Origin of the sequence: Superficieibacter electus, assembly GCF_002915575.1 — a bacterium.
Classification (GTDB): Bacteria; Pseudomonadota; Gammaproteobacteria; order Enterobacterales; family Enterobacteriaceae; genus Superficieibacter; species Superficieibacter electus.
In genome coordinates, this window is the sequence record NZ_PQGD01000001.1 from 295,876 (window position 1) to 309,715 (window position 13,840).

The following is a 13,840-nucleotide window of genomic DNA, read 5'->3' on the forward strand; positions in this document are numbered from 1 at the left end:
CCCGGCGCGAGTACCTTGACGCGATATTTTCTACATCTCTGTAAACAGGATTACTGCAATGCCAAGAGCGAATGAAATTAAAAAAGGTATGGTGCTGAATTACAACGGCAAGTTGCTGATTGTTAAAAACATTGATATTCAGTCACCCAGCGCCCGTGGTGCTGCAACGCTGTACAAAATGCGTTTTTCCGATGTGCGTACTGGCCTGAAGGTTGAAGAACGTTTTAAAGGTGACGATATTCTGGATACCGTGACCCTGACCCGCCGTTTCGTTGACTTTTCCTATGTTGACGGTAACGAATACGTCTTTATGGATAAAGAAGATTATACGCCTTATACCTTCACTAAAGATCAGATTGAAGAAGAGCTTCAGTTCATTCCGGAAGGCGGAATGCCGGATATGCAGGTATTAACGTGGGATGGCCAGCTCCTGGCACTGGAACTGCCGCAAACCGTAGATTTGGAAATCATCGAAACGGCACCGGGCATTAAAGGCGCTTCTGCCAGCTCGCGCACCAAACCTGCAACCATGTCTACCGGCCTGGTGGTTCAGGTGCCTGAATATCTGACTACCGGTGAAAAAATCCGTATCCATATCGAAGAATGTCGCTATATGGGTCGCGCGGATTAAGTGTTTACGTGGTCTGTGTCCGGCGACGTCTCCCGCACGCAGACACCCTGCCACGTTGCCCGGCGGCGCTGCGCTTGCGCGGGCAAACGAAATTTTCAATATCAATAAGTTATACGTAACCCGTAGGCCTGTGCAAGCGAAGCGCCGCCAGGCATCATTCCACGGTATAACGTTTGTCAGCATTCTGAGGCGATAACGGCGTATGCCACTATCGCCTTTTTACTTTTTACAGCAGTTCAGGGAATAGCGTTTGTTTAAGTGCCAGCTCAACGCCGCGCACTTCAGCCATGCCTTTCAGACGACCAATAGCGGAATAACCTGGATTGGTTTTCTTACGCAGATCGTCAAGCATCTGATGACCGTGGTCAGGGCGGAACGGGATCGGCCGCAGATCGCCTGCTTTTTTACGCCGCAGTTCTTCAGTGAGTACCGCTTTTACCACTGCTACCATATCCACATCACCCTGAAGGTGCGATCCCTCGTGGAACGTTTTAGGATTTTCTTCACGGCAGGTGGAACGCAGATGGGTGAAGTGGATGCGATCGCCAAAGGTTTCGACCATCCGCACCAGATCGTTGTCTGCACGCACGCCGTAAGAGCCGGTGCACATCGTAAAGCCGTTATTAATGCTGTCAACGGTCTCTTTCAGCCACTGCATATCGTCAATGGTGGAAACAATACGCGGCAGCCCAAGGATTGGACGCGGCGGATCGTCAGGATGCACTGCGAGACGGACGCCCACCTCCTCAGCCACAGCCACAATTGCGCGCAGAAAATAGGCCATATTCTCACGCAACTGCGCTTTATCGATATGATCGTATTCCGCCAGCCGTGCGCGGAACTGATCCAGGGTATAGCCCTCTTCCGCTCCCGGCAGCCCGGCAATAATATTGCGCGTCAGCTTTTCAATATCGTTGCCGCTCATGGCGTTGAAATAAGCCTGCGCCTGCTGCTGTTCCTGATCGCTGTAATCAGCTTCTGCCCCTTTACGCTTAAGAATATGTAACTCAAACGCGGCAAAGGCGATCTGGTCAAAGCGCAGCGCTTTAGAGCCATCCGGCAACGTGTATTCGAGGTCAGTACGCGTCCAGTCGAGAATAGGCATAAAGTTGTAGCACACGGTATCCACACCGCAGGCAGCCAGATTGCGGATACTTTGCTGATAGTTGGCAATCCAGGTGTCGTACTGCCCGGTATGGGTTTTGATCTCTTCATGTACCGGAATACTCTCAACCACCGACCAGGTTAACCCTTTTTCCGCCAGCAGGGCCTGGCGTTGTTTGATTTCCTCAACCGGCCAGACCTGACCATTAGGAATGTGATGTAATGCGGTGACTACGCCAGTTGCGCCAGCCTGACGCACATCATCCAGCGATACTGGATCGTTAGGCCCATACCAACGCCAGGTTTGCTCCATAGCCTCACCCTCTCAAGTTGTTATACCAATTAAAAAATACTCATGATGACTACCATACATGTTTCCTTTTTAACGTCAATTTATCGCCGACTGATGATTGATCCAGCTCACATTACCGCGATATTTAAGGCTCACCAATTCATTTTGCTGTCATATAACTTTACACTGTCACTTGTTAACCTTTAGTTGCAAGAGTGTATTAATAATGAAGAATATCGCCTCCGTTGCCCTCCCTGACAGCATAAAATTACCGTGCTATGACAGACAGCCACTCCGTTCCCGTATTGTCCATTTTGGCTTTGGCGCATTTCATCGCGCGCATCAGGCGTTGCTGACCCACCAGGTACTGAACGTGACAGGGGGCGACTGGGGTATCTGCGAAATTAGCCTGTTCAGCGGCGATGTATTGATGAGCCAGCTTCGCCAGCAGGATCATCTTTACACCGTGCTGGAAAAAGGCGCGCACGGTAATGAGGCCCTGATTGTGGGTGCCGTCAATGAATGCCTGAATGCAAAGCTGGATTCGCTCGCCACGATTATCGAGAAATTTTGTGAGCCACAGGTGGCGATTGTTTCACTGACTATCACCGAGAAAGGCTACTGTATCGATCCGGCCACCGGCCGCCTGGATGAAAATCAGCCGCGTATTATTCACGATCTTACTAATCCTTCTGAACCGCACTCCGCGCCAGGCATTCTGGTAGAAGCACTTGCACGCCGCCGTGAACGCGGGCTTCCTCCCTTCACCGTCCTTTCCTGCGATAATATTCCTGATAACGGGCATATTGTTAAAAATGCTGTTCTGGGGATGGCGCAACGCCGCGATGCGCAACTGGCGGCATGGATCGCACAAAACGTGACGTTTCCTGCCACGATGGTAGACCGCATTGTGCCTGCCGCCACGGAAGAATCACTGAAGGAAATTGCTGAATACCTGGGCGTATTCGATCCCTGCGCGATTAGCTGTGAGCCGTTTATTCAGTGGGTGATTGAAGATAATTTTGTTGCGGGCCGCCCACAATGGGAGCTGGCGGGCGTGCAAATGGTTGACGATGTGATGCCATGGGAACAGATGAAGCTGCGGATGCTAAACGGCAGCCACACTTTTCTCGCCTGCCTGGGCTATCTGGCCGGGCACCAGCATATCAGTGACTGTATGCAGGATGCGCCATTTCGCCACGCCGCCCGTCGGTTGATGTCTGAAGAACAGGCCCCGACGTTGAATATCACTGACGTCGATCTGAGCGCCTACGCCGACAGTCTGATTGAACGTTTCTCCAACCCAGCCCTGAAACATCGTACCTGGCAAATAGCAATGGACAGTAGTCAGAAACTGCCCCAGCGAATGCTGGAAAGTGTTCGTATTCACCTGGAGCGTAAGGACGCCTGGCCTTTACTGGCACTGGGTATCGCAGGATGGATGCGCTATGTGAGCGGGACGGATGATGCAGGAAACGCCATTGAAGTGCGCGATCCGCTGGCCGATAAAATTCGCGCTCTCGTTGCCAACAGCGATGAAACACAGCGTGTAACCGCCCTTCTGTCGCTGACGGAAATTTTTGCCAGCGACCTGCCGGCAAACACGGCATTCGTTGCGGCGATCCAACGCGCCTGGCAGCGCTTATGTGAGAAAGGGGCGCGTCTTGCGCTGATAGACACACTGAACGATTAACGCCGTCAGACGCTTTGCGGTAAGCTGTGACAAAGTTGTTATATTGTACGGAGCTTACGTGACTAAAACCAATCTTATCACCGGGTTTCTCGGCAGCGGGAAAACCACCTCCATCCTGCATTTGCTGGCAAATAAACCCGCGAATGAAAAATGGGCCGTGCTGGTCAACGAATTTGGTGAAGTGGGTATCGACGGCGCGCTGCTAGCAGGAAGCGGCGCGCTGCTAAAAGAAATTCCTGGCGGTTGTATGTGCTGCGTCAATGGCCTGCCGATGCAGGTCGGGCTAAATACCCTCTTGCGTCAGGGTAAACCTGACCGGCTATTAATAGAACCTACCGGGCTTGGGCATCCCAAACAGATCCTCGACATTCTTACTGCCCCGGTTTATGAACCCTGGATTGAATTACAGGCTACATTCTGTGTGCTGGACCCTCGCAGCTTGCTGGATGAGAAGACGCTACATAATGAAAATTTCCGCGATCAGCTGGCGGCGGCAGACATTATCGTGGCAAATAAATCCGATCGGGCGAGTGAAGAGAGCCAGCAGGCGCTGGAAAAGTGGTGGCAGCACCACGGCGCTTCGCGTGAACTGATTTTTAGCGAGCAGGGAAATATTCCTGCCGCGCTGCTGGATAAACCCCGGCTGAATATGACACCGCTCCCCTCCGCTGCCGGACATGCGCATGGTCACGCGCTCAAAAAAGGACTTGCGGCACTTAATTTACCGGCACACCAGCGCTGGCAGCGTAGTCTCAACAGCGGACAAGGTTACCAGGCTTGTGGCTGGATCTTCGATGCTGATACGCAGTTTGACACCATTGGTCTACTGGAGTGGGCACGGCTAGCTCCCGTTGACCGGGTAAAAGGCGTCATGCGCATTGCGGAAGGACTGGTGCGCATTAATCGGCAGGGGCAGGACCTGCACATTGAAACTCAAAATGTCGCTCCACCGGACAGCCGAATTGAACTGATTACTGAAGCGCAGGCAGACTGGAATGCACTGCAAAGCGCACTGTTGAAGCTTCGTTTAAGCTGATCCCGCTAAGGTTGCGGACGTTAACATTATACGTGGCCTTTTTTAATGAAAATTCAACTTTCCCGAATCCTGCTGCTGAACGCAGCGGGATTTGTTCTTTTCCTGTGCTGGTATCTGCCGGTAAATCATGGGTTATGGTTTACCCTTGACTCCGCTATTTTTCATTTTTTTAATCGACCACTGGCTCATCACCGCGCCTGGGTCTGGTTTCTGGCCATCACTAACAACCGTGCCTTTGATGGCTGCTCTCTGTTGGCTATGGGCACACTCATGTTGCGATTCTGGTTACGGGGCGCACCGTCTGAGCGTCGTCGAATCGTCATCATTGGCCTGGTGATGCTATTGACCGCCATCATCGTTAACCAGTTGGCTCAGGCATTGATGCCGGTGAAGCGGGCCAGCCCGACATTATTTTTCCACGATGCACTTCGGGTCAGCGATTTTCTGCCGCTCTCAACCAAAGATGCCTCAAAAGATAGCTTCCCGGGCGATCACGGCATGATGCTGCTTATCTTCTGTTCGTTTATGTGGCGCTATTTTGGTCAAAAGACTTGTCAACTGGCGCTACTGATATTTGTCATTTTCGCCTTCCCGCGGGTGATGATTGGAGCTCACTGGTTGACTGATATTGTGATTGGTTCATTCTCATCGGTACTCATTGCCCTGCCCTGGATATTGTTAACACCGGTAAGTGACAAAATGATTTGCTTTATGGATCATTATTTGCCTGGAAAAAACAAACAAAAAATTAACAAATAAATAACCATAATTATCGTCTGTCATTAGTTTTTAATTTGCGCTGTTTTTAAGCTTTTGTCAGCATCAGGCCATCTTTGTCATCGTCTGGTCATAGTCATGCAAATGTAACTCAATGAAATGATGTCTGATTATGCAAAATCGCTCACTTTTACGCCAATTCAACTTTTTAACTTTCTGTATCATTTTTTCTTATAAAAAAACGGTTGAAAGCACTCGCAATGCAGGTGGTGATAGGGTAATCTCGTTTACGTTTTGCCTTTCAGAGATAAATTATTCTCAGTTTGGATAAATTTGTGCGTTTCAGCACAAATTTGAACAGAAAGAATTGTCTCGTTGTGCGCAGGTAATTAGTCTCGTCACGGTTGGCATTTTTATAACGATTTCTTCGTTAAGGACTTCAAGGGAAAATAAACAACATGGTCACATCTCAGCCGATTTTGAGATACATCTGGCGGGCTATCCCCGCGTTAGCAGTCGCGGCTTTGCTTTCTGCATGTAGTTCTACGAATACCGCAAAAAATATGCATCCTGAGACGCATGCTGTGGTCGAAGATACCTCTTCACTGCAAGCCTCTCAGGATGAATTTGAATCCATGGTGCGTAACCTTGATGTTAAATCGCGCTTAATGGATCAGTATGCTGACTGGAAAGGCGTACGCTATCGCCTCGGTGGCAGCACCAAAAAAGGCATTGATTGTTCCGGTTTTGTACAGCGTACTTTCCGTGAGCAGTTTGGTATGGATCTCCCCCGCTCAACCTATGAGCAGCAGGAAATGGGCAAATCTGTATCCCGCAATCACTTGCGCACTGGCGATCTGGTGCTGTTTCGTGCAGGTTCTACGGGACGCCATGTCGGTATCTATATCGGCAATAACCAGTTTGTTCATGCATCCACCAGCAGCGGTGTGACCATTTCCAGCATGGACGAGCCTTACTGGAAAAAGCGCTATAACGAAGCGCGCCGTGTCCTGAGTCGTTCTTGATGTCTTCTGTTGTCGGTTTTCCCTTGGCTGACAACAGAAAACAAAAGAAAAGCACTGCTTACGCAGTGTTTTTTTTTGCCTGCCTCCTGCTGATATAACGTCTGAGCTATGCTTACAACGTTCCATGTCTGAAATACCGCAATTGCGGAATCGCATCCATCGTCTCGGATAGTGTCACTTTATGTTAACTCACTACTTTTCAACCGGCCGCCGGGTATGGTTGATCAGTATTCTGTCAGGGCTGCTGGTTGGCTTGCTGGTCGGCTGTGCGCATTTTGCAGCTATATATCATGAGCGGGAGACCCGATTTGATAATATTACCGGTCATCTGCAGCACTATCTCAACGATGCCTTTCACGAACTGCACAGTACCATTGACGCGCTACAACCACTAACGCAATATCCGTGTGCGGATATTGTCTCTGAATTAACGACACGTGCAGCGTTTACGCTTAATGTGCGCGCGTTTTTACTTATCAATCGCGGCCGTGTGGTCTGTTCTTCCGCCACCGGGGCCATGGATTCAGCGCTTGATGATCTGGTACCTGGCATAGATATTCGTAAACCCATTGATATTTCCGTTCTGCCGGGAACGCCGATGATGCCTGGCAAAACGGCGATTGCCTTATGGATGCGTAATCCACAGCAGGCAGACAGCGGTGTGTTCACATCACTAAATGCGAATTTGACCCCGCTGCTGCTCTATCCTTCGCGGCGCGATGATTTTTCAGGCATTGCGGTTGGTTTTGACCATGTTGCGATCTCTTCTTTTTCGCATCAATTGGTTGACCCGTATAAATTGAATCAGCCCCCGGTTCGCGAGGTAAGACTTGACGGGTTACCGCTCAACGTTTATCTCTACGCCAGTGCCTGGCCGAAAGAAAATCTGCAATTTACTTTGCTGTTGGCAGTGATGAGCGCACTGATTTCATGCGTGCTCTGCTTTTATATTATTACGTTGCGCCGCCATCCCGGGAAAGAATTGCTTGCCGCCATCAGAAATAACCAATTTTATGTGGTATATCAGCCCGTTATTGATTCCAGCACCATGAAAATTGCGGGTGTTGAGGCGCTGATGCGCTGGAAACACCCTGAGGCTGGCGAGATCCCCCCTGATGTTTTTATTCATTTCGCTGAAACGCAAAATTTGATTGTGCCATTGACCCGGCACTTGTTTAAACTCATTGCTCACGATGCACTAACCCTACAAAATGTGCTCCCGCCAGGCTCGCGGCTGGGGGTCAATATTGCTCCCGGGCATTTGCACGCTGACAGTTTTTGCCAGGATATCCGCAGCTTTGTCAGCTCCCTGCCTGCCAGTCACTTTCAACTGGTGCTGGAGATGACCGAGCGCGATATGCTTAATGAGAAAGTCGCTACACAACTCTTTGACTGGCTGCATGAAGAGGGATTTCTCATCGCCATTGATGACTTTGGGACCGGGCACAGCGCACTCATTTATCTGGAGCGCTTCCGCTTTGATTATTTGAAAATCGATCGCGGATTTATTGCCGCTATCGGCACAGAAACCATAACATCGCCGGTACTGGATACGGTATTATCGCTGGCAAAGCGGATGCATCTCACCACCGTTGCCGAAGGTGTAGAGACCCCCGAGCAGGCCAGTTGGCTATGCGAGCGTGGCGTTAATTATCTTCAGGGTTACTGGATCAGTCGCCCGCTAACGCTCATGCAACTGGTGGCCGCACATGACGAGCCTGCAAAATATTTCCGTTCTTCTCAGCCGTCAATTACTATTCAGGGATAATAGTTCCGTTCAGGGGAACTGAGCACACAAAGGATGACCGTTAAGGTATGTTAGTACGCCTCTGTTTCTTACTCACCGCGCTATTCAGCCTGGCTGTTCAGGCGCAAACCATTAAAGAAAGCACTGCGTTTGCGGTTATCGGCGAGCCGAAATATGCCGTCAACTTTACGCATTTTGATTATGTCAATCCTGCGGCACCCAAGGGCGGCGCGGTGACAATAGCGGCGATTGGTACGTTTGATAACTTTAACCGTTTCGCTACGCGCGGCAACCCGGCTGAGCGCACAGGCGCGCTTTACGACACGCTCTTCACAACGTCAGATGATGAGCCGGGCAGCTACTATCCCCTGGTCGCGGAATCAGCACGCTATGCCGATGATTTTTCATGGGTCGAGCTGAACATTACTCCCCGGGCCAGATTCCACGACGGCACGCCAATAACTGCACAGGATGTCGTTTTTACTTTTAATAAATTTATGACCGAGGGCGTGCCGCAGTTTCGCCTGATCTACAAAGGAACGACCTTTAAAGCCATTGCCCCTCTTACGGTGCGCATCGAGCTTGCGCAGCCGGGCAAAGAAAATATGTTAAGCCTCTTCTCGCTGCCGGTGATGCCGGAAAAATTCTGGCGCAATCATAAGCTCAATGAACCGCTTTCACGGCCGCCACTGGCAAGCGGCCCCTACAAAATTAGCGCCTGGCGGATGGGGCAATATGTCACCTACTCACGGGTGAAAGACTACTGGGCAGCCGACCTTCCGGTTAACCGGGGACGCTGGAATTTTGATACCCTCCGCTACGATTATTATCTGGACGACAACGTGGCTTTTGAAGCCTTTAAAGCCGGTGCATTTGATTTTCGCACTGAGGGTAGTGCCAAAAACTGGGCTACCCGCTACATCGGCAAAAATTTTGCTAATCACAATATTGTTAAAGAAGAGATGGAAAGCGATGCCGCTCAGGATGCTCGCTGGCTGGCCTTTAATATTCAGCGTCCGGTTTTTAGCGACAGAAAAGTAAGGGAAGCTATCTCTCTGGCGTTCGATTTTGAATGGATGAACAAGTCGCTGTTTTATAACGCCTATAGCCGGCCAGACAGCTATTTCCTGAATACAAAATATGCCGCTCGCCACTATCCTGATGCGGATGAACTGACGCTGCTGGCCCCAATGAAAGAAGATCTGCCTCCTGAAGTATTTACCTCAGTTTATCAGCCAGCAAAATCCAATGCTGATGGCTATGACCGTGAGAATCTGCTCAAAGCCAGCGATTTGTTAACCCAGGCCGGATGGGTCATGAAAGGCCAGCAGCGGGTGAATAGTCAAACCGGTAAACCACTGCGCTTCGAACTGCTGCTCCCCTCTGGCGGTAACGATCAATGGGTGCTGGCGTTTAAACACAATCTGGCGCGGATTGGCGTGATCATGGATATCCGCCAGATTGATAACTCCCAGCTCACCAGTCGCATGCGTAACCGTGACTACGACATGATGCCACGGTTGGTACAGGCGATGCCGTGGCCGAGTTCTGATTTACAGATCACCTGGGCCTCCGAATATATCAATTCCAGCTATAACGCGCCGGGGGTGCAAAGCCCGGTCATTGATGCATTAATCGCACAGATTATTCGCGCGCACGGAAATGAAGAGAAACTGTTACCGCTGGGACGTGCGCTGGATCGTGTACTGACCTGGAACTACTATATGTTACCCATGTGGTATATGGCGAAAGACCGGCTGGCCTACTGGGATAAATTTTCACATCCGGCCACGCGCCCGCTCTATTCAGTGGGTTTCGATAACTGGTGGTACGATGTTAACAAAGCGGCAAAATTACCCGCAGCCAGACGTTAAGGAGCAGGCATGGGCGCTTATCTACTTCGCCGCTTATTACTGGTGATCCCTACCCTGTTAGCGATTATCACCATTAACTTTTTTATCGTGCAGATTGCGCCGGGCGGGCCGGTCGATCAGGCAATCGCTAATATTGAAATGGGTAAAACGGGCGGCTTACCGGGCGCGGGTGATGGTGGCCTCGGTACCTCACGTGCCCGCCCCGGCGTTGGCAACCTCAGTGAAAGCCATTACCGGGGTGGACGCGGCCTCGACCCGGAAGTGATCGCCGAAATCACCCATCGCTATGGCTTTGATAAACCACTGCATGAACGCTATTTCAAAATGCTGTGGGACTACGTGCGCTTTGATTTTGGCGACAGCCTGTTTCGCAGCGCGTCGGTGCTGGATCTTATCAAACAAAGCCTGCCCGTCTCGATCACCCTCGGATTGTGGAGCACGCTGATTATTTATCTGGTTTCCATACCGCTTGGCATCCGTAAAGCGGTGCAAAACGGTAGTCGGTTTGATACCTGGAGTAGCGCATTTATTATTATCGGCTATGCGATCCCGGCGTTTTTGTTCGCCATTCTGATGATTGTCTTTTTCGCCGGCGGCAGCTACTACGACATTTTCCCGCTGCGCGGTCTGGTTTCTTCCAACTTTGATACCCTTCCCTGGTATCAGAAAATTACCGACTATTTGTGGCACATTACCCTGCCCGTGCTGGCGACGGTGATAGGGGGTTTTGCCGCGCTGACAATGCTGACCAAAAATTCGTTTCTTGATGAGATCCGCAAACAATACGTAGTCACGGCGCGAGCAAAGGGCGTTAGTGAGAAGAATATCCTCTGGAAACACGTTTTTCGTAACGCCATGCTACTGGTGATCGCGGGCTTCCCGGCCACCTTTATTAGTATGTTTTTTACCGGCTCATTATTAATTGAAGTCATGTTTTCCCTTAATGGGCTGGGGCTGTTGGGCTATGAATCGACCATCTCCCGCGATTATCCGGTAATGTTTGGCACACTCTATATCTTTACCCTGGTAGGGCTATTGCTGAACATTCTCAGCGATATCACGTATACATTTGTCGATCCGCGTATTGATTTTGAGGGCCGCTGATGCGTCATTTAAACTCCATCAACCAGGCCCGCTGGGCACGCTTTCGCCATAATCGTCGCGGCTACTGGTCGCTGTGGATTTTTATGGTGATTTTTATCTGCTGCCTGCTGTCAGAAATTATCGCCAATGATAAACCGCTGCTGGTGCAGTATCAGGGAAGCCTGTATGTGCCCGTGTTAAAGCAATACAGCGAACGTGATTTCGGCGGCCCGTTTACTACTGCCGCAGACTATCAGGACCCGTGGCTAAAAAAACAGCTCGCCGAACACGGCTGGGTCGTGTGGGCTCCCATTCGCTTTGGTGCTAACAGCATCAATTTTTCCAGCGACAAACCCTTTCCCGCACCACCTTCGGCACAAAACTGGCTGGGAACTGACGCCAATGGCGGAGATGTGCTGGCGCGCATTCTCTACGGCACGCGGATCTCATTGCTGTTTGGTCTGATGCTCACGTTATGTACCAGCGTACTGGGCGTGGTGGCGGGTGCAGTTCAGGGCTATTACGGCGGCAAGATTGATCTGTGGGGTCAGCGTATTATTGAAGTCTGGTCGGGCATGCCGACGCTGTTTTTAATCATTTTGCTCTCAAGTGTTATCCAGCCAGGTTTCTGGTGGCTGCTGGGCATTACGGTGCTTTTCGGCTGGATGGCGCTGGTCGGCGTTGTGCGTGCGGAGTTTTTGCGCACCCGTAACTATGACTACATCCGTGCCGCACAAGCAATGGGCGTGAGCGACAGCGGAATTATTTTCCGCCATATGCTCCCCAATGCAATGGTCGCCACCCTCACCTTTCTGCCGTTTATTTTATGCAGCTCGATAACCACCCTCACGTCGCTGGATTTTCTCGGCTTTGGTCTGCCAATCGGCTCGCCCTCGCTGGGTGAATTGCTGTTGCAGGGCAAGAATAATTTACAGGCTCCCTGGCTTGGCATAACGGCGTTTTTGTCGGTAGCGATTTTGCTAACGCTGCTGATTTTTATTGGTGAAGCCGTGCGCGACGCCTTCGATCCTAATAAGGCGGTGTAAGATGACGCATCCACTCTTAGCCATCGACAGGCTTTCAATTGCGTTTACCCAGCAGGGTGAAACCCGCACCGTGGTCAGCGATCTCTCACTTCAGGTGGAAGCCGGCGAAACGCTGGCGCTGGTGGGCGAATCCGGCTCAGGTAAAACGGTGTCGGCGCTGTCAATCCTGCGTCTTCTTCCCTCCCCGCCAGTGAGCTGGCCCGAGGGCGATATCCGTTTTCATGGCCAGTCATTATTACATGCGGATGAACACACGCTGCGCGGTATTCGCGGTAACCGGATCGCGATGATTTTTCAGGAACCCATGGTTTCACTTAACCCGCTGCATACGCTGGAAAAACAGCTTTATGAAGTGTTATCCCTGCACCGCGGAATGCGCAGAGAAGCCGCTCGTGGAGAAATAATTACCTGTCTTGATCGTGTAGGTATCCGCAATGCCGCCCGTCGCCTCGCGGATTATCCGCACCAGCTCTCGGGCGGCGAGCGCCAGCGAGTCATGATCGCCATGGCGCTGTTAACGCGCCCGGAGTTACTGATTGCCGATGAACCGACCACCGCACTGGACGTCTCGGTGCAGGCGCAAATCCTTAAACTGCTGCGCGAATTGCGCCAGGAACTCAATATGGGGCTGCTGTTCATCACCCATAACCTGAGCATAGTGCGTAAGCTGGCAGATAACGTGGCGGTGATGCAAAACGGCCGCTGCGTCGAGCAGAACCGCGCCACTACGTTATTTGCTGCCCCCGCACATCCCTACACTCAACGCCTGTTGAACAGTGAACCATCGGGTGATCCGGTGCCCCTGCCAGCAGAAAATACGCCTCTGCTTGAGGTAGACGATCTGTGCGTCGAATTTCCGGTGCGTAAAGGGTTGCTACGACGCGTTGTCGATCACAATCGTGTGGTGAAGAACCTGAGTTTTTCCCTGTGCCCGGGTGAAGCTCTGGGACTGGTTGGCGAATCGGGCTCGGGGAAAAGCACTACCGGCATGGCATTGCTCAGGCTAATTGCCTCAAAAGGTCGTATCCTGTTTGACGGTAAACCGCTGAATGGGCTCAGCCGTAAACAACTTTTGCCAGTACGTCATCGTATTCAGGTCGTATTTCAGGACCCCAACTCGTCACTTAATCCACGCCTGAACGTACTGCAAATTATTGAGGAAGGATTGCGGGTACATCAACCGACTCTGAGCGTACAGGAGCGTGAAAAGCAGGTGATTGCGGTGATGCAGGAAGTGGGCCTGGATGCGGAAATGCGCCATCGTTATCCTGCGGCGTTCTCAGGTGGACAGCGTCAGCGAATCGCAATTGCCCGCGCGCTGATTCTGAAACCGGAGCTGATTATTCTTGATGAACCAACGTCATCGCTGGATCGCACCGTGCAGGCCCAAATCCTTACGCTGTTGAAATCATTACAGGAGAAGCATCGGCTGGCGTATATCTTTATCAGCCACGATCTACACGTCGTACGCTCACTGTGCCATCAGGTGATCGTACTGCGTCAGGGGGAAGTGATAGAGCAAGGCGAGTGCAGACGCGTCTTTAGTGAGCCGCAACAGGACTATACCCGTCAGCTATTAACCTTAAGCTGAC

11 protein-coding genes are annotated in these 13,840 nt (G+C 51.2%); 10 read left to right on the forward strand and 1 reads right to left on the reverse strand.

Features of this window, described 5'->3' with window-relative positions:
* Positions 1-58: 58 nt before the first annotated feature.
* On the forward strand, positions 59-631 hold the full coding sequence (gene yeiP, locus CHU32_RS01460; RefSeq protein WP_103674305.1) for an elongation factor P-like protein YeiP: 573 nt from the start codon (positions 59-61) through the stop codon (positions 629-631).
* Between the two features lie 226 nt (positions 632-857).
* Here yeiP and uxuA read toward each other — a convergent pair whose 3' ends face one another.
* Positions 858-2,048, reverse strand: coding sequence for a mannonate dehydratase (uxuA, locus tag CHU32_RS01465; protein ID WP_103674306.1), 1,191 nt, complete (start codon positions 2,046-2,048; stop codon positions 858-860).
* 205 nt (positions 2,049-2,253) lie between these two features.
* Here uxuA and CHU32_RS01470 point away from each other — a divergent pair, with 205 nt between their 5' ends.
* The 9 genes from CHU32_RS01470 (at position 2,254) to yejF (ending at position 13,839) form a co-directional block, all read left to right on the forward strand.
* Complete coding sequence (locus tag CHU32_RS01470) at positions 2,254-3,720, forward strand: mannitol dehydrogenase family protein (RefSeq protein WP_103674307.1); 1,467 nt, start codon at positions 2,254-2,256, stop codon at positions 3,718-3,720.
* A gap of 58 nt (positions 3,721-3,778) precedes the next feature.
* Positions 3,779-4,756: a CobW family GTP-binding protein gene (locus CHU32_RS01475; protein WP_103674308.1), complete on the forward strand. Its 978-nt coding sequence runs from the start codon at positions 3,779-3,781 to the stop codon at positions 4,754-4,756.
* Between the two features lie 45 nt (positions 4,757-4,801).
* A complete protein-coding gene (locus CHU32_RS01480) occupies positions 4,802-5,515 on the forward strand; it encodes a phosphatase PAP2 family protein (RefSeq protein WP_103674309.1) in 714 nt (237 codons plus the stop codon).
* Between the two features lie 416 nt (positions 5,516-5,931).
* Entirely contained in the window at positions 5,932-6,498 is a 567-nt protein-coding gene (mepS, locus tag CHU32_RS01485) for a bifunctional murein DD-endopeptidase/murein LD-carboxypeptidase (RefSeq protein ID WP_103674310.1), read from the forward strand.
* Positions 6,499-6,679: 181 nt separating this feature from the next.
* Positions 6,680-8,266: a cyclic di-GMP phosphodiesterase gene (locus CHU32_RS01490; protein ID WP_103674311.1), complete on the forward strand. Its 1,587-nt coding sequence runs from the start codon at positions 6,680-6,682 to the stop codon at positions 8,264-8,266.
* Positions 8,267-8,313: 47 nt separating this feature from the next.
* Positions 8,314-10,119 carry an extracellular solute-binding protein gene (locus CHU32_RS01495; protein ID WP_103674312.1) on the forward strand — a complete coding sequence of 602 codons (1,806 nt, stop codon included), beginning with the start codon at positions 8,314-8,316 and terminating at the stop codon, positions 10,117-10,119.
* Positions 10,120-10,128: 9 nt separating this feature from the next.
* Complete coding sequence (locus CHU32_RS01500) at positions 10,129-11,223, forward strand: microcin C ABC transporter permease YejB (RefSeq protein WP_103674313.1); 1,095 nt, start codon at positions 10,129-10,131, stop codon at positions 11,221-11,223.
* Positions 11,223-12,248 (forward strand): ABC transporter permease, encoded by a 1,026-nt coding sequence (locus CHU32_RS01505; RefSeq protein ID WP_103674314.1) that lies wholly within the window; start codon positions 11,223-11,225, stop codon positions 12,246-12,248. The genes CHU32_RS01500 and CHU32_RS01505 overlap by 1 nt, the downstream gene beginning before the upstream one ends.
* Before the next feature lies 1 nt (position 12,249).
* On the forward strand, positions 12,250-13,839 hold the full coding sequence (yejF, locus tag CHU32_RS01510) for a microcin C ABC transporter ATP-binding protein YejF (protein WP_103674315.1): 1,590 nt from the start codon (positions 12,250-12,252) through the stop codon (positions 13,837-13,839).
* Position 13,840 lies beyond the last annotated feature (1 nt).

What these genes read in the sequence shown, in the direction of transcription:
- yeiP (WP_103674305.1), top strand. Translation starts at nt 59, where the DNA reads ATGCCAAGAGCGAATGAAATTAAAAAAGGTATGGTGCTGAATTACAAC.
- uxuA (WP_103674306.1), bottom strand. Translation starts at nt 2,048, where the DNA reads ATGGAGCAAACCTGGCGTTGGTATGGGCCTAACGATCCAGTATCGCTG.
- CHU32_RS01470 (WP_103674307.1), top strand. Translation starts at nt 2,254, where the DNA reads ATGAAGAATATCGCCTCCGTTGCCCTCCCTGACAGCATAAAATTACCG.
- CHU32_RS01480 (WP_103674309.1), top strand. Translation starts at nt 4,802, where the DNA reads ATGAAAATTCAACTTTCCCGAATCCTGCTGCTGAACGCAGCGGGATTT.
- mepS (WP_103674310.1), top strand. Translation starts at nt 5,932, where the DNA reads ATGGTCACATCTCAGCCGATTTTGAGATACATCTGGCGGGCTATCCCC.
- CHU32_RS01490 (WP_103674311.1), top strand. Translation starts at nt 6,680, where the DNA reads ATGTTAACTCACTACTTTTCAACCGGCCGCCGGGTATGGTTGATCAGT.
- CHU32_RS01495 (WP_103674312.1), top strand. Translation starts at nt 8,314, where the DNA reads ATGTTAGTACGCCTCTGTTTCTTACTCACCGCGCTATTCAGCCTGGCT.
- CHU32_RS01500 (WP_103674313.1), top strand. Translation starts at nt 10,129, where the DNA reads ATGGGCGCTTATCTACTTCGCCGCTTATTACTGGTGATCCCTACCCTG.
- CHU32_RS01505 (WP_103674314.1), top strand. Translation starts at nt 11,223, where the DNA reads ATGCGTCATTTAAACTCCATCAACCAGGCCCGCTGGGCACGCTTTCGC.
- yejF (WP_103674315.1), top strand. Translation starts at nt 12,250, where the DNA reads ATGACGCATCCACTCTTAGCCATCGACAGGCTTTCAATTGCGTTTACC.